This window comes from Pseudomonas sp. KCJK9058 (genome assembly GCF_046230975.1).
GTDB lineage: Bacteria > Pseudomonadota > Gammaproteobacteria > Pseudomonadales > Pseudomonadaceae > Aquipseudomonas > Aquipseudomonas alloputida.
In genome coordinates, this window is the sequence record NZ_JBJJLR010000024.1 from 58,701 (window position 1) to 79,528 (window position 20,828).

Annotated in this window: 18 protein-coding genes; 5 read left to right on the forward strand and 13 right to left on the reverse strand. The window is 61.2% G+C overall.

What is annotated here, in order from left to right; translation table 11 throughout:
- The first annotated feature begins 3 nt into the window (after positions 1–3).
- Entirely contained in the window at positions 4–1,038 is a 1,035-nt protein-coding gene (selD, locus tag ACK59Z_RS14705; protein ID WP_003248580.1) for a selenide, water dikinase SelD, read from the forward strand.
- Positions 1,038–2,150: a tRNA 2-selenouridine(34) synthase MnmH gene (gene mnmH, locus ACK59Z_RS14710; protein ID WP_108191774.1), complete on the forward strand. Its 1,113-nt coding sequence runs from the start codon at positions 1,038–1,040 to the stop codon at positions 2,148–2,150. Before selD ends, mnmH begins: the two co-directional genes overlap by 1 nt.
- Positions 2,151–2,285: 135 nt before the next feature.
- Here the strand turns inward: mnmH and ACK59Z_RS14715 are convergent, their stop codons facing one another.
- From ACK59Z_RS14715 to ACK59Z_RS14725, 3 genes are all read right to left on the reverse strand, one after another.
- Positions 2,286–2,672 (reverse strand): lysozyme inhibitor LprI family protein, encoded by a 387-nt coding sequence (locus tag ACK59Z_RS14715; protein WP_012051232.1) that lies wholly within the window; start codon positions 2,670–2,672, stop codon positions 2,286–2,288.
- 20 nt (positions 2,673–2,692) lie between these two features.
- Positions 2,693–3,232 (reverse strand): hypothetical protein, encoded by a 540-nt coding sequence (locus tag ACK59Z_RS14720; RefSeq protein ID WP_004576355.1) that lies wholly within the window; start codon positions 3,230–3,232, stop codon positions 2,693–2,695.
- A gap of 86 nt (positions 3,233–3,318) precedes the next feature.
- Entirely contained in the window at positions 3,319–3,882 is a 564-nt protein-coding gene (locus tag ACK59Z_RS14725; RefSeq protein WP_108191775.1) for a GNAT family N-acetyltransferase, read from the reverse strand.
- A 228-nt stretch (positions 3,883–4,110) separates the two neighbouring features.
- On the opposite strand from ACK59Z_RS14725, the gene ACK59Z_RS14730 reads away from it, so the two are divergent.
- Entirely contained in the window at positions 4,111–4,836 is a 726-nt protein-coding gene (locus ACK59Z_RS14730) for an RHS repeat-associated core domain-containing protein (protein ID WP_108191776.1), read from the forward strand.
- A gap of 186 nt (positions 4,837–5,022) precedes the next feature.
- Here ACK59Z_RS14730 and ACK59Z_RS14735 read toward each other — a convergent pair whose 3' ends face one another.
- The 10 genes from ACK59Z_RS14735 to hmpA form a co-directional block, all read right to left on the reverse strand.
- Complete coding sequence (locus ACK59Z_RS14735) at positions 5,023–5,406, reverse strand: YkgJ family cysteine cluster protein (RefSeq protein WP_003248590.1); 384 nt, start codon at positions 5,404–5,406, stop codon at positions 5,023–5,025.
- A 160-nt stretch (positions 5,407–5,566) separates the two neighbouring features.
- Positions 5,567–6,694, reverse strand: a complete 1,128-nt coding sequence (locus tag ACK59Z_RS14740) for a hypothetical protein (protein WP_108191777.1) — start codon at positions 6,692–6,694, stop codon at positions 5,567–5,569.
- 114 nt (positions 6,695–6,808) lie between these two features.
- Positions 6,809–8,017, reverse strand: coding sequence for an alanine transaminase (alaC, locus tag ACK59Z_RS14745; protein ID WP_108191778.1), 1,209 nt, complete (start codon positions 8,015–8,017; stop codon positions 6,809–6,811).
- 309 nt (positions 8,018–8,326) lie between these two features.
- Entirely contained in the window at positions 8,327–9,214 is an 888-nt protein-coding gene (gene cyoE / locus ACK59Z_RS14750) for a heme o synthase (protein WP_003248596.1), read from the reverse strand.
- An 11-nt stretch (positions 9,215–9,225) separates the two neighbouring features.
- On the reverse strand, positions 9,226–9,558 hold the full coding sequence (gene cyoD, locus ACK59Z_RS14755; RefSeq protein ID WP_003248599.1) for a cytochrome o ubiquinol oxidase subunit IV: 333 nt from the start codon (positions 9,556–9,558) through the stop codon (positions 9,226–9,228).
- On the reverse strand, positions 9,558–10,184 hold the full coding sequence (gene cyoC / locus ACK59Z_RS14760) for a cytochrome o ubiquinol oxidase subunit III (RefSeq protein WP_012051225.1): 627 nt from the start codon (positions 10,182–10,184) through the stop codon (positions 9,558–9,560). Before cyoC ends, cyoD begins: the two co-directional genes overlap by 1 nt.
- Positions 10,185–10,187: 3 nt before the next feature.
- A complete protein-coding gene (cyoB, locus tag ACK59Z_RS14765; RefSeq protein ID WP_003248603.1) occupies positions 10,188–12,206 on the reverse strand; it encodes a cytochrome o ubiquinol oxidase subunit I in 2,019 nt (672 codons plus the stop codon).
- Positions 12,207–12,209: 3 nt separating this feature from the next.
- Positions 12,210–13,151, reverse strand: a complete 942-nt coding sequence (gene cyoA / locus ACK59Z_RS14770) for a ubiquinol oxidase subunit II (protein WP_003248605.1) — start codon at positions 13,149–13,151, stop codon at positions 12,210–12,212.
- A gap of 559 nt (positions 13,152–13,710) precedes the next feature.
- On the reverse strand, positions 13,711–14,217 hold the full coding sequence (locus ACK59Z_RS14775) for a disulfide bond formation protein B (protein WP_003248609.1): 507 nt from the start codon (positions 14,215–14,217) through the stop codon (positions 13,711–13,713).
- Positions 14,218–14,673: 456 nt separating this feature from the next.
- On the reverse strand, positions 14,674–15,852 hold the full coding sequence (gene hmpA / locus ACK59Z_RS14780) for an NO-inducible flavohemoprotein (protein WP_019750481.1): 1,179 nt from the start codon (positions 15,850–15,852) through the stop codon (positions 14,674–14,676).
- A gap of 154 nt (positions 15,853–16,006) precedes the next feature.
- Between hmpA and norR the strand changes: the two genes are divergently transcribed.
- Positions 16,007–17,563 carry a nitric oxide reductase transcriptional regulator NorR gene (gene norR, locus ACK59Z_RS14785; RefSeq protein ID WP_003248614.1) on the forward strand — a complete coding sequence of 519 codons (1,557 nt, stop codon included), beginning with the start codon at positions 16,007–16,009 and terminating at the stop codon, positions 17,561–17,563.
- 190 nt (positions 17,564–17,753) lie between these two features.
- A partial coding sequence (locus ACK59Z_RS14790; protein WP_409293326.1) for an Ig-like domain-containing protein occupies positions 17,754–20,828 on the forward strand: 3,075 nt, incomplete at its 3' end.

A 20,828-nucleotide genomic window follows, 5' to 3' on the forward strand; every position in this document is an offset into this window, starting at 1 on the left:
CATATGAGCGAGCCGATTCGCCTGACCCAGTACAGCCATGGCGCCGGCTGTGGCTGCAAGATCTCCCCCAAGGTGCTGGACGTGATCCTCGCCGAAAGCGGCACCCAGGCCCTGGACCCGAAACTGTGGGTCGGCAATGCCTCGCGCGACGATGCAGCAGTGTACGCGCTGGACGACGAGCGCGGCGTGGTTTCGACCACCGACTTTTTCATGCCGATCGTCGATGACCCTTACGACTTCGGCCGCATTGCCGCCACCAACGCCATCAGCGACATCTATGCCATGGGCGGCGACCCGCTGATGGCCATTGCCATCCTCGGCTGGCCGGTCAACGTGCTGCCGCCGGAAGTCGCCCGCGAAGTCATCCGCGGCGGCCGCGCAGTGTGTGCCGAAGCGGGTATCCCGCTGGCCGGCGGCCACTCGATCGACGCGCCTGAGCCGATCTTTGGCCTGGCCGTCACCGGCGTGGTCAATAAACGCCACCTCAAACGCAACGACACTGCCAGCGCGGGCTGCCAGCTGTACCTGACCAAGCCCCTGGGCATCGGCATCCTCACCACCGCCGAAAAGAAGGCCAAGCTGCGCGTGCAAGACCAAGGCCTGGCCCGTGACTGGATGTGCACCCTCAACACGCCCGGCAGCCGCTTCGGCAAGCTGGACGGGGTCAAGGCCATGACCGACGTCACCGGCTTCGGCCTGCTCGGCCACCTGGTCGAGCTGGCCGAAGGCAGCGGCCTCACCGCGCACCTGAACTACGCCGCCGTGCCACGCCTGCCTAGCGTCGACCACTACCTGGCCGAAGGCTGCATCCCCGGTGGAACCCTGCGCAACTACGACAGCTACGGGCACAAGATCGGCGCCCTCAGCGACGACCAGAAGCACCTGCTGTGCGATCCCCAGACCAGCGGTGGCTTGCTGGTTGCTGTTGCCCCGGAGGGTGAAACCGAGTTCCTCGCCGTGGCTGCCGAACTGGGCCTGAAACTGTCTCCGATCGGCAAGCTGGTCGAGCGACAGAGCCATGCGGTCGAGGTGATCTGATGCGCCCCGACTGCACCGACTTCCGTCAGCTGTTCCTCGACGACGTGCCGATGATGGACATGCGCGCCCCCGTCGAATTCGCCAAAGGCGCCTTCCCTGGCGTAGTAAACCTGCCGCTGATGAACGACCAGGAGCGGCAGAAGGTCGGCACCTGCTACAAGCAGCAGGGCCAGGCCGCCGCCATCGCCCTGGGCCACCAGCTGGTCAGTGGCACCACCAAGCAATCCCGTCTGGAGGCCTGGGCAGCGTTTGCCAAGGCCCACCCTGACGGTTACCTGTACTGCTTCCGTGGCGGCCTGCGTTCGCAGATCGTGCAGGGCTGGCTGCGCGATGAGGCGGGTGTTCAGTACCCGCGTGTCAAAGGCGGCTACAAGGCCATGCGTACCTTCCTGCTGGAGACTACCCAGCAAGCGGTGGAGCAATGTGATTTCGTACTGGTCGGTGGACTGACCGGTACCGGCAAGACCGATGTGCTGCACCAGTTGGACAACGTGCTGGACCTTGAAGGCCACGCCAACCATCGCGGCTCCAGTTTCGGCAAGCGCGCCACGGCGCAACCGGCGCAGATCGACTTTGAAAACCAGCTGGCAATCGACGTGCTGAAAAAGCGCGCCCGCGGTATCGGGCAGTTTGTGCTGGAAGATGAAGGCCGCATTGTTGGCAGCTGCACGGTGCCGCTGGAGTTGTACCAAGGCATGCAGCATTACCCGCTGGTGTGGCTTGAAGACAGCTTCACCAACCGCGTGGAGCGCATCCTGCGCGACTACGTGGTCAACCTGAGCGCCGAGTTCAAGGCCGTGCATGGCGAAGAAGACGGTCCCCGGCTGTTTGCCGAACGTATGCTGCAGAGCATGGCCAACATCTACAAGCGTTTGGGTGGAGAGCGCCATCAGCGCTTGTCCGAGATGCTGCGCGAAGCCCTGCAAGAGCAGCAGCGCAGCGGCGCAGTAGACCTGCACCGGGGCTGGATCGAAGGCTTGCTGAACGAGTACTACGACCCGATGTATGCCTACCAGCGCGCAGCCAAGGCCGAGCGCATCGAGTTTGCCGGGGATGCCGTGGAAGTGCGCGAGTACCTCAAGGCCCGGGCGCTGCGCGAACCGCGCAAATAGAACCAGCACCCTGCAGTGCCCTGTAGGAGCGGGTTCACCCGCGAAGAAGGCAACGCGGAGCAGGACACCGGTAAAGCCGGTGTTCGCGGCTGAACCCGCGCCTGCAAATGTGGGCCAATCATGCCTGAACAGGCGCTACTGCCCAGGGCTAAGCACCCGCTCCAGCTCCGCAGCGCGGTCGCGGGTCATGTCCAGGATGCAGGTGCCACCTTCCAGCTGCGCCAGGGTCCCGCCACTGGCCTGTACATGGAACTGGCAATTGCCATCACGGTAGGCCAGCCACTTGCGCTGCACATCCCGCAGGCTCTTCTGCTGCCCGGCATCCAGCTTGCCCATCAACTGCTTGTACACCCGGTTCAAGCGCTGGTCCTGCACTTGCGTTTCGGCCCCGATGCACGCGCTCATGGCCACGGTGCTGGAGGCCTTGTCCATGCACTGCCCGTAGGCCGCCGTGTAATCGTCCGCCATCGCTACCGGTAGCACGCAGGCCAGTGCCAGGCCTGCCAGGTAATGCTTGATCATGCTAACCCTCCTTGTGGGTATCAAAGCGTCTGCGGCTGCTCCGGAGGCATCAGCACCTTGCCTGGCTCGAAGCGCAGCGAGGGCATTTGCGTCGCTGCATACAACGTTACCCCCAGGGCGGCAATCAAGGCGACATCAAGCCAGTTCCAGCCTGGCATGTCGTCAGCCCTTCGCGCCTTCCAGCAAAACCAGGCTTGCCCCAGGCAAAACACCACCATCGCTACCAGCCACAGGTAGAAGCCAGCACCAAAACCGGTAAGGTCATGAAACTCATAGCTGCGGTTATCCGGCAAGCGGTCGATGCCAAAACTGCTGGCAGCCAGATACGCCGCACCAAGCCCGGCCAGCAAGGCCAGCCGGCGAAACCGCCGATGAGCCAGGATGGCCAGTGCCAGCAGCGGATTGGCAAACCATTGGTACAAGCCGAACGGCATGCCCCATGGCCCGTACAGCAGCATCTGCAGGGCCGGCATATGACGCTCGCCGCTCATCAGCGCGCCATCGAAGAACAGGGCGAGCAAATACAGCAGCAGGCTGATACTCAGGTAGAAAGCGGGCAAAGGGGATTCCTGAGAGAAACGGGACAGCCTACGACCTTAACCCAGGCCCTGCCCCGCTTCCAAATTCACGCTCGGGTGTTATGAGATCAGGCTACTGGCGGCTCAAGCAGCAGGCCGTAAATACCCGAGTCGGACAGCTCACCCGCCACGCACCAGCGCGCCCGCAAGGTGCCTTCCTGCACAAAACCTTGCCGCTCCAGGGTGCGTGCCGAGCCCTGGTTGCGCGGGTCGATTTCACCTTCCAGGCGTCGCATGTGCAGGGTGTGGGCGAGGTAGTCGATGAAGCAGGTCAGCGCTTCGTCCATGTAGCCCCTGCCCTGCACGGCGCTGGCCAGGCAGTAGCCGATTTCGCCACGGCGGGAAATGTCGTCGATGTTGAACAGCTGGACCATGCCAATCAGTTCGCCGTTGTCGCGGCGGTACATGCCGAGCTTGAGTTGGTCGCCATTGGCATAGGCTTCGCGGTCGGCGGCCAGGGCGCTTTCGGCCTCGGCCAGGTCTTGCCAGGGTGCATGGTGCCAATAGCGCATGACCTCGGGGTCGGCCATGATCGCCAGCCACTGCGCGGCATCGGCATGGCGCATGGGGCGCAGTTGCAGCCGTGGGCTGTCGAGGCAGAGGTCACTGGGGAAACTGCGGGGAGGGGGCACGCCGGATCTCCTGTCCATTGCTGGGGAGATGACAGTTTAACGTCAAGTAACGCACTGAAGCATCCGCTCGTTTCACCATTGCTCGTCCAGAAGTCAACCGGAGCAGGGTCTGGTCACACCGAAACCTGATAGAAATGCCAGTTGCATTCTTTTTTTAAGAGGACCAGTTTTGGGAACTCATACCGACTCAAGCAATTAATCGATTTAAACCTGCAGCGGGAGCATCCAATGAATTACAGTCCCTACGGATTTACCTCGTACGCGCAGCAAGTTTCAACCATGCTCTTTTTCAACGGAGAATACCTCGATAAGCTAACCGGGCTATATTCGCTTGGTAACGGCCATCGCGCCTTCAGCCCGACAATAATGAGATTTTACTCACCTGATTTACAAAGCCCCTTCTTGCAAGGGGGAGTGAATTGTTACTGTTACTGCTCTGGCGACCCCATAAATTTCACCGATCCCACCGGTCAGCTTCGGAAACCGTTGAAGCGAATCAACGCGAATCGCCCCCCCATCCATTCAGGCAACCCGACTCGCGTTACGCTTGAAATCTTTGAGCGAAACGCTGAGAACACTTCCCAGTTAGCGCAACGATTCAATAGGCTTAAAAAAGATGCGTCTAGAGAATACCGACGATTCCGTCGGGCCAGGCAGGAATCCATCACGGCAGCCAAAGCTTCAACAACTGAAGCATCAGTAACGCAGCATCTGCAAGCTGCTAAGCAAAACTTACAGCAAGCCACACACTACAAGACGTTGATGGAGCAGCACTCTGCTTCTGAGCAAAGCGTGATCAAGGCGCTGCGCCGTATTGTTGCCGAAAGCCAAGAGTTTCGGAGGGACGCCAAAGAGAATATCGCTCCGTTGTCCGCTAGCGCCCAAACCGCACAAGCAGATATCCGATTACCCGAACCGACCCGGGCCACCATCCGGCCGTTCCATTACCGGTAACAGGAACTTGCGAGCCTTTACACACATATAGATACTGACCATTCAATTTCATGTGCCTGTCTGCAACCTGATGGCCCTATCACCGGCCAACCAGCTCCACACAGCGTCCCCACAATACCTGTGCTCTGTGCAGTACCTGTGGGCTGGCTAGCCGACATAGGGCGGGCACAGGCTAACGGAATACGCTCAGGCCACCTCAGCCCCATCATCCGGCCAATGCGGCTCGTTGGCCTCTGGCGGAGTCAAGGGTGGCAGGCCATACGCTGCCCGCGCATCATCACAGCTCGGGTTATGCACCCCACCCTCCCACGACGCATCAAACTCGCGGCACGGGCTGGAACGGTTGGCGTAAATCGTACAAGCCACCTCTTTACCGATCTCGCCCTGAAGGCTGACACAGCGGCAGGGCTTGGCATCGGTGCCGATCATGGCAACGCGCGTGGGGTTGATCTGTACCACCAGGTCGTCCGGCACTACGCCCCCGGCAGACTGGCATTCGCCCCAGAAGAAGGACACACGGAAGTACCCGCAGCAGGCGCCGCAGTCAAGGCAAGGATTATATTCAGACATGATGTCACGGAGGGAAGGTGGTTGTTATCGGGGCTGGCCCGCGGCGCCATTTTTAATCCAACCAGGGGCCGCTGGATAGAGGGGGAATGCAAAAAAAATTGCCGCTGATCCGGCCACTGAACAAGGGCGACCAGTGCATTCACCGGCCGCCCCCTTTCAGCTAGCAGATGGGCTGGTAGGCTTCAGCGTCCCAGCATTGTAAACCCAGGCCTGCGCTCGGCTTGTAGCTGCCTCCCTGTACCTTGCTGAACTGCGTATGCACCTCACCACAATGCACCAGACGATCATTTTTATCGCCCTCGGTGAGTACCGTGTAGGACTCACTGCGCATGGCCTGATACTGCCTGTCGGCAGCCGCCATGACCTGGTGATACTTCATCAACTGGCTGCTGCTCAAGGCCAGACGTTTGTCCAGGTGCACGCCCCAGCGGGTCAGGCAAACCTCGGCAAAGTGGCGAACGATCAGCCCAGGTTCGGCCAGCACCTTGCCATCGCCTGCGCCATCAGCCGAGGCGTTGCCCACCAGCGTGGCATGGCGACCCGGCATCGGATAAACGCATATCCGTGTCCCTTTGGCGACCGAAGGGATCACGCAGGCAAAACCTTTGGAGCGCTCATCCCTTGAGTAGAAGCCTACGTACTCTTTGACGTTATCCGCCAACGTTACGCGTTCGACTTGCACGTTACCAACGCCAGGCACCGGGTCGATGGCAAATATGTTCACCGGTATGCCCCACAATACAGGGTCTTGCGCCATGGCATTGGCCAGCATGTGGCAGCTGATCCCTCCCCTGCTCCAGCCCACCAGGTTGACCTGGGTTGGCAGGCGCGGTTTGCGGAACATGCTGATGATGCGCTCCTGCAGTTCCTGCGGGGTCGGGTGGCGATCGCCATAGTCGTAGGTTCGCCAGAACCATGAGGCGGAGGAAGACACGTCCGGAATGGGCACACCGGCAGCTTTCAGCCGCTCGTATTCCTGCTCACTGAGTTTGGTGCGCCGCCAGCTGCTTTCACCTTTGATGACCTGCAGCACATGGTTGACGTTCTCCTCCCAGCCGCGGCCAAACAGCTGGCCGGTCCAGTTGAAATAGCCGCCGGGTTCGACGAACAGGTTGTCATCCTGAAGGTTGCCGCTGCCTGGGCCGTCGACGGCGATCCAGTGGGCGAATTCCCGGCTCTGGTCGTTGCTGGCCAGGGTCGAGACCAGCTCGCCATTCCAGAAATTGGGATTGGCGTCGTCGAAACGGTGCGAGCCAGTGCCGCAGAAGTAGGCGGTGAAGACACTCATGGGGGATCTCTTTGGTGAGAAATGAGTGCTGACGGTAGGCGTACGGGTAACCAGAAGGCAGGCGGAAAGCTCACCCAAGAGGCAGGTGGGGCTGCTTCGCAGCCCCCAACGCGCTTACTTGCGAGCCAAACCATCAGCCCGGAACATTTGCCGGATCCCGCGGATGGCCTGGCGAATACGGTCCTGGTTCTCGATCAACGCAAAGCGCACATGGTCGTCCCCATAGTCACCAAAGCCGATCCCCGGCGACACGCAGACCTTGGCCTCGGCCAGCAGCTTCTTGGAGAACTCCAGCGAACCCAGGTGCGCATACTCCGGCGGGATCTTCGCCCACACGTACATCGACGCCTTGGGGTTCTCAACCATCCAGCCCAGTTCGTGCAGCCCTTTGACCAGCAGGTTACGGCGCTGGCGATACTGCTCGGCAATGTCGCGCACACACTGTTGGTCGCCTTCAAGCGCGGCAATGGCTGCAACCTGTAGCGGGGTGAAGGTGCCATAGTCGTGGTAGCTCTTGATCCGTGCCAGGGCGCTGACCAACTCGGGGTTGCCGACCATGAAGCCGATGCGCCAGCCGGCCATGTTGTAGCTCTTGGACAGGGTGAAGAACTCCACCGCAATGTCCTTGGCACCCGGCACCTGCATGATCGACGGGGCTTTCCAGCCGTCGTAGACGATATCGGCATAGGCCAGGTCATGCACCACCAGTACGTTGTACTGCTTGGCCAGGCCCACCACGCGCTCAAAGAAGTCCAGCTCCACGCACTGGGCGGTCGGGTTGGACGGGAAGCCCAGGATCATCATCTTCGGCTTGGGAATGGACTCGCGAATGGCCCGCTCAAGCTCGTTGAAGAAGTCCACACCCGGCACCAGCGGCACCGAACGCACCTGGGCACCGGCGATCACTGCGCCGTAAATGTGGATCGGGTAGCTGGGGTTGGGCACCAGCACCGTATCGCCCTGGTCGAGGGTGGCCAGCATCAGGTGGGCCAGGCCCTCTTTCGAGCCGATGGTGACGATGGCTTCGCTTTCCGGGTCGATGTCGACCTCGTAGCGGTCCTTGTACCAGTTGGAGATGGCCCGGCGCAGGCGGGGGATGCCGCGCGAGGTGGAGTAGCCGTGGGTGTCTTCACGCTGGGCGACCTGTACCAGCTTCTCGACGATGTGCGGCGGGGTGGCGCCATCGGGGTTGCCCATGCTCAGGTCGATGATGTCCTCGCCACGGCGGCGGGCGGCCATCTTGAGCTCGGCAGTGATGTTGAAGACGTAAGGGGGGAGACGATCGATGCGCGCAAAGCGGCGCGGCGAACCTGGGTTGGCCATGGCTTCCTCTGAGGACGTAAGCGCCCGGAACCGTCCGAGCGACGCTGGCCGATGTGGCGGCCTGGATCAGAAGATAGTGCCGAAACGGGATGCCTGTAAAGGGTAATTTCCTGTTTTGTTAGAATTTTTCAGATCTATTTTTTGAAAATCAGGAATTTTTATTTTTCTGTGCTGGCCTATTCGCGGGTAAACCCACTCCTACAGGAACCTTGTAGGAGCGGGTTTACCCGCGAATAGGCCGGCACAGGAAAAATACCCAAAAAAAACCCCGGCACAGTGGCCGGGGTTTTCGTGAAACAGGCAGCAGTTTCAGCGTGCGTAGGTCATCAGCACATCCGCAGCGGTCTGGCTGTCCACACCCATCATCACGCTCAGGGCAGTGACGGTAAGGATGGAGAAGCCGAACACCTTGCGGGCCCACTTGCTGTCGTCCTCGGCCTTGTAACCACCCCAGGCCATGTACAGCCAGTACAGGCCCATGGCAGCTGCCACAGCCAGGTAGCCGAGGCCGGCGTAACCGCCGAGGGTAAGCATCAAGGTGGCGAGCACAAAGGCCAGCACGTACAGCACGATCTGCTTCTTCGCCGCGAGGATGCCACGTGCCACCGGCAGGACCGGAATGTTGGCAGCGCTGTAATCCTTGAAGCGGAAGATCGCGATGGCAAAGCTGTGCGGCATTTGCCAAAGGCTGAACATCACCAGCAGGGTTACCGCAGCCAGGTCGAAGCTGTTGCTCACGGCGCAGTAGCCGATCACCGGAGGCATGGCACCGGACAGGCTGCCGACCAAGGTGCCGTGAACCGATTTACGCTTCAGCCACAGGCTGTAGAAACCGACATAGACGACAAAGCCAATCAGTGCGCAGAACGCAGACAGCGGGTTGGCCTGGACATACAGCAGGCTGAAACCCGCCACCCCGAGCAGGGTGGCGTAGATCAGCGCGAGGGGCAGCGACATGCCGCCCTGGACCATGACGCGGTTCTTGGTGCGCTCCATCTTGTGGTCGATGTCACGGTCGATGCAGTTGTTGAACACGCATCCGGACGCAACCACCAGCGAAGTACCGATCACCACCGCCAGGAACAGGGCGAAATCCACATGGCCCTTCGAGGCAAGGAAGAAACCGCCTGCCACGGAAAGCACGTTACCGAAAATGATCCCCGGTTTGGTGATTTGGATAAAGTGCTTAACGGACATGCAGTCTTACCTCACTTGGCCAACATTTCGAAGTGGATGCTGAACATGATCCACAGCGACAGGCCGACAAGCAGAGCGATCACCAGGGTGGTGAACAGGAACGTCGAAACGTTGTTGCGTTGCTCTTTCGAGCGGTCCATGTGCAGGAAGTAAACCAGGTGAACAACTACCTGGATCACGGCCATGGCAACAATGATCAGAACGGTCAGGTTCTTCGGCAGGCTGGCAGTCATGGCCAGGCCGAACGGGATCGCAGTCAGGATGATCGACAGTACAAAACCGATCATGTACGACTTGACGCTGCCGTGATTACCTTCGTGATGAGTGTCGTGTGCGTTAGCCATTACAGAACCCCCAGCAGGTAAACGACGGTGAATACGCAGATCCAGACCACATCCAGGAAGTGCCAGAACAGGCTCAGGCAGCTCATGCGGGTCTTGGCGGTCGGCGTGATGCCGTGCTTGTTGATCTGGTACATCATGATTGCCATCCAGATCAGACCAGCAGTCACGTGCAGACCGTGGGTACCTACCAGGGCGAAGAAGCCCGACAGGAAGCCACTGCGCTGCGGGCCGAAGCCCTCGCTGATCAGGTGATGGAACTCATAGATTTCCATCGCGATGAAGCCTGCACCGAACAGGAAGGTCACAGCCAACCAGCCCAGTACGCCCGCTTTCTTGCCATCGAACATCTTCAGCATGGCGAAGCCGAAGGTGATCGAGGACAGCAGCAGGAACAGCGTTTCAACAGCTACGAAATCGAGCTGGAAGATGTCATGACCCGACGGGCCGCCGGCAAAACTGCCGGACAGCACCGCGTAGGTGGCGAAGAGCGACGCAAACAGGATGCAGTCGGTCATCAGGTACAGCCAGAAGCCCAGTACGGTCATCTGGCCCGAGTCGTGGTGGTGGTCGTCATGCCCATGGTCGTGACCATGAGCAGCGCCGCCGTGCATTACTTGACTGGACATTGATTACACCCGCTCAAACGATTCGACACGTGCGCCGGCAGGCAGAGCACCTGCTTTGGCCAGCGCTTTCATACGCTCGCCTTCGATGCGCGCCACTTCTTCGGCCGGAACCATGTAGCCCTGGTCGTCACGTGCAGCGTGGCGAACGAAGACAGCGATGGTTGCAACCAGGCTCGCGCCCACCAGCCACCAGATGTGCCAGATGAAGGCGAAGCCGAAGACGGTCAGGAACAGGCCCATGAACAGACCGGTAGCAGTGTTGCTCGGCATGTGGATGGCTTCGTACTTGGCCGGGGCCTTGTACGCAACGCCCGCTTCCTTGGCTTCGTGCCAGCAGTCCAGGCCAACTTTCTCAGGCATGTGAGCGAAGTTGTAGAACGGAGGTGGCGAAGAAGTCGACCATTCCAGGGTACGGCCGCCCCATGGGTCGCCGGTCACGTCCAGGTTCTGGTTGCGGTCGCGGACCGAAACGAAGATCTGGATCAGCTGGCAAGCGATACCGAACAGGATCAGCACGGCGCCGACAACGGCTACGTACAGGTAGGGTTCCCACAGTGGGTTGTCGGAGTGGTTCAGACGACGGGTCATGCCCATGAAGCCCAGGGCGTACAGCGGCATGAACGCAACGTAGAAGCCCGACAGCCAGAACCAGAAGGCAGCTTTGCCCCACTTCTCGTTCAGGGTGAAGCCGAAGGCTTTCGGGAACCAGAAGGCGAAACCGGCGATGTAGCCGAATACCGCGCCACCGATGATCACGTTGTGGAAGTGCGCAATTACGAACAGGCTGTTGTGCAGGACGAAGTCAGCACCCGGAACGGCCAGCAGTACGCCGGTCATGCCACCGATGGAGAAGGTGACCATGAAGCCCAGGGTCCAGAGCATCGGTGCGGTGAAGCGCACACGGCCTTGGTACATGGTGAACAGCCAGTTGAACAGCTTCACACCGGTCGGAATGGAGATCAGCATCGTCGCCAGGCCGAAGAAGGTGTTGACGCTGGCGCCGGCACCCATGGTGAAGAAGTGGTGCAGCCATACAGCAAAGCCGAGGATGGCGATCGCGCCCGATGCGTAAATCATCGAGTGGTGGCCGAACAGGCGTTTGCCAGAGAACGTCGAAGTGACTTCCGAGAACACGCCGAAGGCCGGCAGGATCAGGATGTAAACCTCAGGGTGACCCCACGCCCAGAACAGGTTGACGTACATCATCGGGTTCCCACCAAGCTCGTTGGTGAAGATGTGGAAGTCCAGATAACGGTCAACAGTCAGCAGAGCGAGTGCAGCAGTCAGGATCGGGAACGAAGCGACGATCAGTACGTTGGCCCAGGTGCAGGTCCAGGTGAAGATCGGCATGTCCATCAGTTTCATGCCAGGTGCGCGCATCTTCATCACGGTGACGAGGAAGTTCACGCCGGTAAGCGTCGTACCCAATCCGGATAGCTGTAGCGCCCAGATGTAGTAGTCGACACCCACCCCAGGGCTGTACTGAATGCCCGCGAGCGGCGGATAGGCAACCCAGCCGGTCTTGGCGAATTCACCAACGCCCAGCGAGATGTTGACCAGCAGCACGCCTGCCAGCAGCAGGTAGAAGCTCAGGGAGTTCAGGAACGGGAAGGCAACGTCACGTGCACCGATCTGCAGAGGAACCGCCAGGTTCATCAGGCCGGTGAAGAACGGCATCGCCATGAAGATGATCATGATCACACCGTGAGCGGTGAAGATCTGGTCATAGTGTTCAGGCGGCAGATAGCCTTCGGAGCCGCCGGTTGCGGCAGCCAGCTGGGTACGCATCATGATGGCGTCGGCAAAGCCACGCAGCAGCATGACCATCGCGACGATGATGTACATCACGCCGATCTTTTTGTGGTCGACAGTAGTCAGCCACTCGCTCCACAAGTAGGTCCACTTGCGGAAATAGGTGATAAGACCGACGACAGCGATACCGCCGAGCGCGATCATGGCAAGCGTCACCATGACTATCGGCTCGTGATAGGGTATCGCCTCCAGGCTTAATTTACCGAACATCTCTTACTCCTCTGCACCGGCAGCTGGTTGCATACTCGATTCCACACCCTTGGTTGTGGCCAGATCTTTGCTGCCTGCTTCTTCGTGGCTACGACCGCGGTTCATGCCTTCGTACTTGTCGACGATCAGCTGGAACTGCTCAGGCGAAGCCTCGCTATACAGCGCGACCGGGTTGTTTTCGCTTGGTTTGGCCAAGGCATCGTATTCGGCCTTGTCCAGCTTCTTCGGCGACTGCTTGACCTCAGCGACCCACTTGTCGAAGTCTTCCTGAGAGGTGGCAGTAGCCTTGAATTTCATGCCGGTGAAGCCAGCACCGCTGTAGTTGGCGCTGATACCGTCGAACTCGCCATTTTCGTTGGCGATCAGGTGCAGCTTGGTGGTCATGCCGGCCATGGCGTAGATCTGGCCGCCCAGGCCCGGGATGAAGAACGAGTTCATCACGGCGTCGGAAGTGACGCGGAAGTTGACCGGAGTGTTAGCCGGGAAGACGATCTTGTTGACCGTGGCAATGCCCTGCTCCGGGTAGATGAACAGCCACTTCCAGTCCAGCGCGACCACGTCGATCTGAATCGGCTTAACGTCCGAATCCAGCGGACGATAAGGGTCCAGCTTGTGGGTGGAGTGGTAGGTGACGTAACCCAGGGCGATGATGATCAGGATCGGGATGATCCATACCGCGGCCTCGATCTTGGTCGAGTGCGACCAGTCAGGGGTGTAAGTGGCTGCCTTGTTGGAAGCACGGTACTTCCAGGCGAACGCCAGGGTCATGATGATCACAGGGATTACCACCAGCAGCATCAGGCCGGTAGCGATCAGGATCAGGTTCTTTTGCTCAATGCCGACCTGGCCCTTCGGGTCGAGCAGGGTCCAGTTGCACCCACTGAGTAAAAGCATGCCTAAAAAGGGCAATATGCCAAACAGTCTGGGGTAACGCTTTTTACTCATCTCACGACCTCTAGATCAGCTTGCTTCAATGCAATTTGTGTTTTGGTAGCCAACACTTCGTCCTGCCAAGTGAGGCATTTCGCGCCCGTACTCGCTCCTGCCTGGGGTCCGACTGCAGGACCTTGGCTTCAAGCGGGTTAGCGGTGCTTATGGTTTCGTAGGCAACAGGCCTGTACTTCAGACCAAGTCCATTTGGTGCGGGAAAACGCGGAGGGGTGTCCGCCCGGTATCGCCGTTGGGCGAAACTTGACGAAGTCAGCAAAAAGGAGCGCTGGGGCTTCCTTCAATCCTGCGACTCGCAAGCAGTGCCGAACGGAAATTGGGGGCGATTGTAGATAGGTCGCCAACCCTTGACTATGACTTATTGAGCAACAGTCTTTTACAGAATCCGTAACAATGCTGCTCAATAATTCAACTTCGCGACAGTTTGTCGCACCCCGCTTGATAGGCCTCAAAGCCGCATTCTGCAAGGCCTGTGGGTTGATCTGGATCAAGCGGTGCGCAACTTTTCCCTCTTCTCATGCGGTGCAAAAGACCCCATGCAATTCGGGACTTTTGTCTAAGCCTGGCGTCGATTGCGGTAGATACCGAGCGGGACGAGGACGGCGGTCAGCACGAACGCCACAAGTGCCCATTGCGCCAGCGACAGGCCGAGGATCGGCGGATACGGCGTGCTGCAGAAGCCGTCGACCTGAAACGCCAGTGGCCACAGCTTTGCCAGTGGCAGGTCATCCACGATCGGCTGCAGGGTATCGATACCGCAACTGACCATGGGGTTGGCGAGTATATACACATGGTTGCCAGCCGCAACGATTCCGCCAATTGCACTGAGCACCACCAATGCCTCGAAGAAGGTCAGGCTGCGGCGCCCAGGCATCGCCGCAGCGATGAAGGCAAACACGGCAATGAACAGCAACGCATAACGCTGCAGGATGCACAACGGGCAAGGTGCCTCGCCTAGCACCACCTGCATGTAGAGGGCGCCGCCGATCAGTGAAAGGCAGATCAGCCCCAACAGCACCAGAAAGCGCCGTTCCCGATTCAGGCGCGATGTTTGTTCGTTCATTGCCGGTTCCTTCGATGGATAGTGGCAGCGTGGTCCGCCTGCCTGGGCGCAAGTCTACACGCTGGGCATGGCCTGTGAGCATGCCGAGGGAGCGTCGCGGAAGCACTGCGCAGGGCTATCCAGTGTGGCTGAGACCGGCCGCAACGACGTCGGTTCAACGCCGGGCGGCAAAAAAACGGCTGCCCAGGTGCCGCGCAGGGGCAAGCCCCTCGACACCCGGGAGTGAAGGATACCGTGATTAAAGGATGATTAAGGATGAAAGCGCAGCGCCCGGTTTCATCTTTCCTTTATATATAGGCAGAAAGGTGTGCTGCAGCGGGGGGACGAGTACTTTATAAGCCTGTACCGGCCCCTTCGCGGGTAAACCCGCTCCTACAGAGACGGCACCACATTCAAGACCGGTGCAATACCTGTGGGAGCGGGCGTGCCCGCGAAGAGGCCGGCACAGGCGCTATATCACTCCAGCGCTGCCGCCGGCCCGAAGAACTCGTAGCGGCTCTGCTGCTCCGGCACCCCCAGGCCCTTCAGCTGGCGTTTGACCGCCGCCATGAAGCCCTTGGGCCCGAGGAAGTAGGCGTCCACGTCACGCTCCTGCGGCAGCCACTCGGCAAGCAGGTCTTCACTGAGCAAACCCACGGCGTCGGCCGCTGCGCCACCTTCCGGCTCGGCATAGCAGTAGAAGCGCTTGAGCTGTGGATGGCGCGCCGCCAGGCCATCGATCCAGTCCCGGAAGGCATGCACCGCACCGTTGCGCGCACAGTGGATGAAATGCACCTCGCGCCGGGTTTGCAGTGCTGCCTGCAGCATCGCCAGGGTCGGGGTAATGCCCACCCCTCCGCTGATCAGCACCAGCGGCTTGTCGCTGGCTGCCAGGGTGAAGTCACCCGCAGGCGGGAACAGTTGCAGGGTATCGCCCACCACCAGCTCATCGTGCAGGTAGTTGGAGACCTTGCCGCCCGCCTCGCGCTTGACGCTAATGCGGTATTCCTTGCCGTCGCACAGCGCCGACAAAGAATAGTTGCGGCGCTGCTCGGCACCGTCAATGTCAAGTTTCAGACCGATGTACTGGCCAGGTTCTGCCTTGAGCACCGGCATGCCATCCACCGGGGCGAAGTAGAACGAAACGATCTCGCTGCTTTCCTGCTCGCGGCGTACCAGGCGGAATTCACGGGTACCGCGCCAGCCACCCTCGGCCTCTTCCTTCTCTTTATAGAGGTTTTCTTCAGCGCCAATCAGAATGTCGGCCAGCTGGCCATAGGCCGCGCCCCACGCGTCGATCACCGCAGGGGTGGCAATGTCCTTGCCCAGCACTTCCTCGATGGCGCGCAGCAGGCAGCTTCCGACAATCGGGTAGTGCTCCGGCAGAATCTGCAGGGCAACATGCTTGTTGATGATCTGCCCGACCAGGCCGCCCAGTTGCTCCAGCTGGTCGATATGGCGGGCATACATCAACACGCCGTTAGCCAGCGCACGCGGCTGATCGCCACTGGCCTGGTGGGCCTGGTTGAACAGCGGCCGTACCTCGGGGTATTCGCTGAGCATCATCTTGTAGAAGTGGGTGGTCAGCGCTTCGCCGCCGCTTTCCAGCAGAGGTACAGTGGCCTTGATGATTGCACGTTGTTCGGCATTGAGCATTGCAACAACTCCTGAGCCTGTGGCTTCAAATGACTGCCCCTGCCATTACAGCAATCGTGCCAACTTTTATCGCCAGCAAAATCAGGGGTTTGATGCAGGTCATGTCAAAACGACCCACCTCTGCGTATAGTCATATCGACCCATAGGAGTCCATATGACTACACAGCCACTGCTCACCACCCTCCTGCCCCTGGTCAGCGACCTGTCCCGCGATTTGCCCGACCAGGAACGCTACCGCCGCCTGTTGCAAGCCATGCGTGGCCTGCTGCCGTGCGATGCTGCAGCACTGCTGCGACTGGATGGTGAATGGCTGGTGCCGCTGGCAGTGGATGGCCTTAGCCCCGACACCCTCGGCCGGCGCTTTCGGGTCAGCGAGCACCCGCGTTTCCAGATACTGCTCAGCCGCCCGGAACCCACCCGATTCGCCAGCGATTCCGAACTGCCCGACCCCTACGATGGTTTGGTCAATGCCCCCGATGCCGACCTTGAAGTGCACGACTGCATGGGCTGCCCGTTGATGGTCGATGAGCGCCCATGGGGCCTGGTCACCCTCGACGCCCTCACCCCCGGGCAGTTCCAGAGCCTGGAGCTGGATGCCCTGCAGGCCTTTGCCAGCCTGGCTGCCGCCACCGTTACCGTAGCCGAGCGTATCGAGCACCTGGCCCTGCGCGCCGAAGACGAACACCATCGCGCCGAGCTCTACCGTCAGGCCAGCGGCCAGGATAGAGAGCTGATTGGCCAGAGCCCCGCGCACAAACGCCTGGTGGAGGAAATTCGTCTGGTCGGCAGCAGCGACCTGACCGTGCTGATCACCGGCGAAACCGGGGTTGGCAAGGAGCTGGTGGCCCAGGCCCTGCACCAGGCCAGTAACCGCGCCGACAAGCCGCTGGTCAGCCTCAACTGCGCCGCCCTGCCCGACACCTTGGTGGAAAGCGAACTGTTCGGTCATGTGCGCGGCGCCTTCACCGGCGCGCATGGCGAGCGCCGCGGCAAGTTCGAACTGGCCAACGGCGGCACGCTGTTCCTCGACGAAGTGGGCGAACTGCCGCTGACGGTGCAGGCGAAACTGCTACGCGTGCTGCAAAGCGGCCAGCTGCAGCGCCTGGGTTCGGACCGCGAGCACCGGGTGGACGTGCGCCTGATCGCCGCTACCAACCGCGACCTCGCTGCCGAGGTGCGTACGGGCAACTTTCGCGCCGACTTCTATCACCGCCTCAGCGTTTACCCGCTGCACGTACCACCTTTGCGCGAACGTGGGCGAGACGTGCTGCTATTGGCGGGCTACTTCCTCGAACAGAACCGTTCACGGCTGGGCCTGAACAGCCTGCGCCTGAGCCATGAGGCCCAAGCCGCGTTGATCGCCTACGACTGGCCAGGCAACGTGCGCGAACTGGAACACCTGATCGGCCGCTCGGCACTCAAGGCGCTGGGCCAGCACCCTGATCGGCCACGTATCCTCACCCTCGAAGCCATCGACCTGGACCTGCGTGTGTCGGCAACCACGCCAGGCACGCTGCCCTCCCCCGCTGCACCGCTGCAAGTGGTCACCCCGCCGGAAGGCGGCTTGCGTGAAGCCGTCGATATTTACCAGCGACAGGTGATCGAAGCCTGCCTGCAGCGGCATCAGGACAACTGGGCAGCAGCGGCCCGCGAACTCGGTCTGGACCGCGCAAACCTGAGCCGTTTGGCCCGCAGGCTAGGGCTTCGCTGAGGCTTTTCTACCAAAGGATTAACCCAGAAAGCCATCTGGTTGCTTCCGCACCGGCTGCTATATCTCCCTAACCACCCGTTTGTCGACTGCCTGGTCGAGGCTGTGCGTAAGACCCCTGAAAGGGCTCTGTTACGTCGGTTGTGGCCCGAACACTCGGGCCGGGGGATCCGGATATCAGCAGGGAGCATCCATGGACAACATCGTCGTCGCCGATAAGCAATCCGAAGTCGCCACTCAGAGCACCTGGGGCAATATCAATCTCAAAGCACCAAGCGTCGTGCAGGTACCGGTTTCTCCAGACAAAGTGGCCACGGTCACCCAGCGCGGGCAGGACCTGATCATCACCCTGAAGTCAGGCGAAAAGGTCACCATCGGTAACTTCTTCGCCGTAGACCAGGCCGGGGTCGGCAGCGATATGGTCTTCGTCGGCGACGATGGCACCCTGTGGCATGCCCAGTACGATGCAGCAGCGTTCACCGGCTTCACCTTTGAAGACGTGGCCTCGTTGGACGAACTGGTCGCGGGTATTGGCACCGCCGGTAGCGCCATGCCAACGTGGGCGATAGCCGGGCTCAGCCTGCTCGGCGTGGGCGGCGCAGCGGCGGCGGCGAACAACGGCGGCGGCAGCAGCAGCGGCGGCGGTTCCGCCCCCGACACCAGCGCACCGGCCACGCCGATCGACCTGCTGGTTTCGCCGGATGGCTTGCGTCTGACCGGCCGTGGCGAAGCAGGCACCACGGTGAACATCCGCGACGCCGCCGGCAACCTGATCGGCAGCGGCACAGTGGGTGCCGACGGCAGTTTCAACGTGACGCTGAATGCGCCGCAGATCAACAGCGAAAACCTTGATGTCACCCTGACCGACGCCGCCGGCAATGTCTCGGCGCCTGGCACTGTCACTGCGCCGGACGCAACTGCACCACTGGCGCCGACCGACCTGGCTATCAATGAGCAAGGTAACACCCTCACCGGTCGTGCCGAGCCCAGCTCGACGGTTTCCGTGCGAGGCACAGGTGGCGTATTGCTGGGCACTGCGGTGGCCGGTGCGGACGGCCAGTTCAGCATCACTCTGCAACCGCCACAAATCGACGGCCAGGCCCTGGAGATCAGCGCCGTAGACGCGGCTGGCAATATCTCGCCAGTTGCCAGCATCACGGCGCCGGACGTCGACAACCCAGATACCACAGCCCCTGAACAACCGACTGACCTGGCCTTGGCCGATGGCGTCACTTTCACCGGACGCGGTGAGCCTGGTGCTACCGTGCAGGTGCGCGATGCTGCCGGCAACCTGATTGGCACCGGTGTCGTCGGTGCCGACGGCCTGTTCAGCCTCACCCTGTCGCCTACCCAGGCCAATGGTGAAGCACTCGACGTGCGTCTGGTGGATGCCGCCGGCAACAGTTCGATACCGCTGGAGTTCACAGCCCCGGATATCACACCGCCCGAGGCAGTAACCAATATTACAGTTGGTGCTGACGGCCTGGCCCTGAGCGGTCGCGGCGAACCAGGTGCCACCGTGGAAGTGCGTGATGCCAATGGCACCGTGATCGGCACGGGTGTGGTCGGTGCCAACGGCACCTTCCTGATCGACCTGAATCCGGCCGCACAGCCAGGCGAGCAGTTGAGCCTGGTGCAGACCGACCCAAGCGGCAACGCTTCGATGGCTACCGAGTACGACGTACCACTGACCACCGCGCCCGACAGCCCGAGCAATCTGGCCATCGATGCTGATGGCACCACCCTCACCGGTACCGCACCTGCCGGCACCCGTGTGGAAGTGCATGATGCCAACGGCACGCTGATTGGCAGTGCCATTGCCAACGCCGATGGCAGCTTCAGCATCGAACTGAATCCCGCACAAGCCAACGGCGAACTGCTGGACGTGGTCGCCATCGATGACGGCGGCGTTTCCTCGCTGCCCGCACAGATCACCGCACCGGATGTCACCGCCCCTGCCGCACCGACCGAACTGGCCGTGAGCGCGGACGGCAGCGTTATCACCGGCCGTGCCGAACCGGGCAGTATCGTGCGTATCGTGACTGCCGACGGCACCGAACTGGGCACTGCCTTGGTCGGCCCGACCGGCGTGTTCAGCCTCAACCTCAATCCGCCACAAGTTGACGGCGAAGTGCTGCAAGCCACCGCGACCGATGCCGCTGGCAACACTTCCGTTGCCAGCTCGGTCACCGCGCCGGACATTGATGGCGGCGATACCACCCCGCCTGAAGCACCGACCAATCTGGTGATCGGCGTTGCCGGTAGCCAGCTCAGCGGTCGAGGCGAAGCCGGCACTGCCGTGCAGGTGCGTGACGCGGCAGGCAACATCCTCGCGACCGGCACCGTCGCCGCGGATGGCACCTTCACCGTCACCCTGGATCCTGCCGTGAACGACGGCAGCACCTTGCAAGTCACCCTCACCGACGCCGCCGGCAACGTATCCCAACCGGGCTCGGTCACCTCGGCCGACTTGCTGCCGCCAGCACAACCGACTGACCTGGCCCTGGCCGATGGTGTCACCTTCACCGGTCGCGGCGAGCCCGGTGCCACCGTGCAGGTGCGCGATGCCGGCGGTACTGTCATCGGTACTGGTGTCGTAGGTGCCGACGGCCTGTTCAGCCTCACCCTGTCGCCGGCCCAAGCCAACGGCGAAGCACTCGACGTGCGCTTGGTGGATGCCGCCGGCAACGTCTCGGCGCCACTGCAATTCGATGCGCCGGACATCACCCCACCTGAGGCAGTAACCAATATTACAGTTGGTGCTGACGGCCTGGCCCTGAGCGGTCGTGGCGAGCCGGGTGCCACTGTGGAAGTGCGTGATGCCAGTGGCACCGTGATCGGCACGGGTGTGGTCGGTGCCAACGGCACCTTCCTGATCGACCTCGCCCCAGCCGCGCAGCCGGGCGAGCAGTTGAGCCTGGTGCAGACCGACCCAAGCGGCAATGCTTCGGTGGCTACCGAGTACGACGTACCATTGACCACCGCGCCCGATAGCCCGAGCAATCTGGCCATCAATGCTGATGGCACCACCCTCACCGGTACCGCACCTGCCGGCACCCGTGTGGAAGTACATGACGCCAACGGCACCCTGATTGGCAGTGTGGTGGCTGGCCCCGACGGCAGCTTCACCGTCACCCTCGACCCGCCACAGGCCAACGGCGAACTGCTGGACGTGGTCGCCATCGATGACGGCGGCGTTTCCTCGCTGCCCGCACAGATCAACGCGCCCGACATCACCGCCCCTGCCGCCCCAACCGAACTGGCGGTC

Excerpts from the sequence above, each read along its gene's own strand:
- ACK59Z_RS14740 (WP_108191777.1), bottom strand. The coding sequence starts at position 6,694 with ATGAGTGTCTTCACCGCCTACTTCTGCGGCACTGGCTCGCACCGTTTC.
- ACK59Z_RS14775 (WP_003248609.1), bottom strand. The coding sequence starts at position 14,217 with ATGAACGAACAAACATCGCGCCTGAATCGGGAACGGCGCTTTCTGGTG.
- ACK59Z_RS14715 (WP_012051232.1), bottom strand. The coding sequence starts at position 2,672 with ATGATCAAGCATTACCTGGCAGGCCTGGCACTGGCCTGCGTGCTACCG.
- alaC (WP_108191778.1), bottom strand. The coding sequence starts at position 8,017 with ATGGCCAACCCAGGTTCGCCGCGCCGCTTTGCGCGCATCGATCGTCTC.
- cyoB (WP_003248603.1), bottom strand. The coding sequence starts at position 12,206 with ATGTTCGGTAAATTAAGCCTGGAGGCGATACCCTATCACGAGCCGATA.
- norR (WP_003248614.1), top strand. The coding sequence starts at position 16,007 with ATGACTACACAGCCACTGCTCACCACCCTCCTGCCCCTGGTCAGCGAC.
- ACK59Z_RS14735 (WP_003248590.1), bottom strand. The coding sequence starts at position 5,406 with ATGTCTGAATATAATCCTTGCCTTGACTGCGGCGCCTGCTGCGGGTAC.
- cyoD (WP_003248599.1), bottom strand. The coding sequence starts at position 9,558 with ATGGCTAACGCACACGACACTCATCACGAAGGTAATCACGGCAGCGTC.
- ACK59Z_RS14730 (WP_108191776.1), top strand. The coding sequence starts at position 4,111 with ATGAATTACAGTCCCTACGGATTTACCTCGTACGCGCAGCAAGTTTCA.
- cyoA (WP_003248605.1), bottom strand. The coding sequence starts at position 13,151 with ATGAGTAAAAAGCGTTACCCCAGACTGTTTGGCATATTGCCCTTTTTA.
- cyoC (WP_012051225.1), bottom strand. The coding sequence starts at position 10,184 with ATGTCCAGTCAAGTAATGCACGGCGGCGCTGCTCATGGTCACGACCAT.
- hmpA (WP_019750481.1), bottom strand. The coding sequence starts at position 15,852 with ATGCTCAATGCCGAACAACGTGCAATCATCAAGGCCACTGTACCTCTG.
- selD (WP_003248580.1), top strand. The coding sequence starts at position 4 with ATGAGCGAGCCGATTCGCCTGACCCAGTACAGCCATGGCGCCGGCTGT.
- cyoE (WP_003248596.1), bottom strand. The coding sequence starts at position 9,214 with ATGTCCGTTAAGCACTTTATCCAAATCACCAAACCGGGGATCATTTTC.
- mnmH (WP_108191774.1), top strand. The coding sequence starts at position 1,038 with ATGCGCCCCGACTGCACCGACTTCCGTCAGCTGTTCCTCGACGACGTG.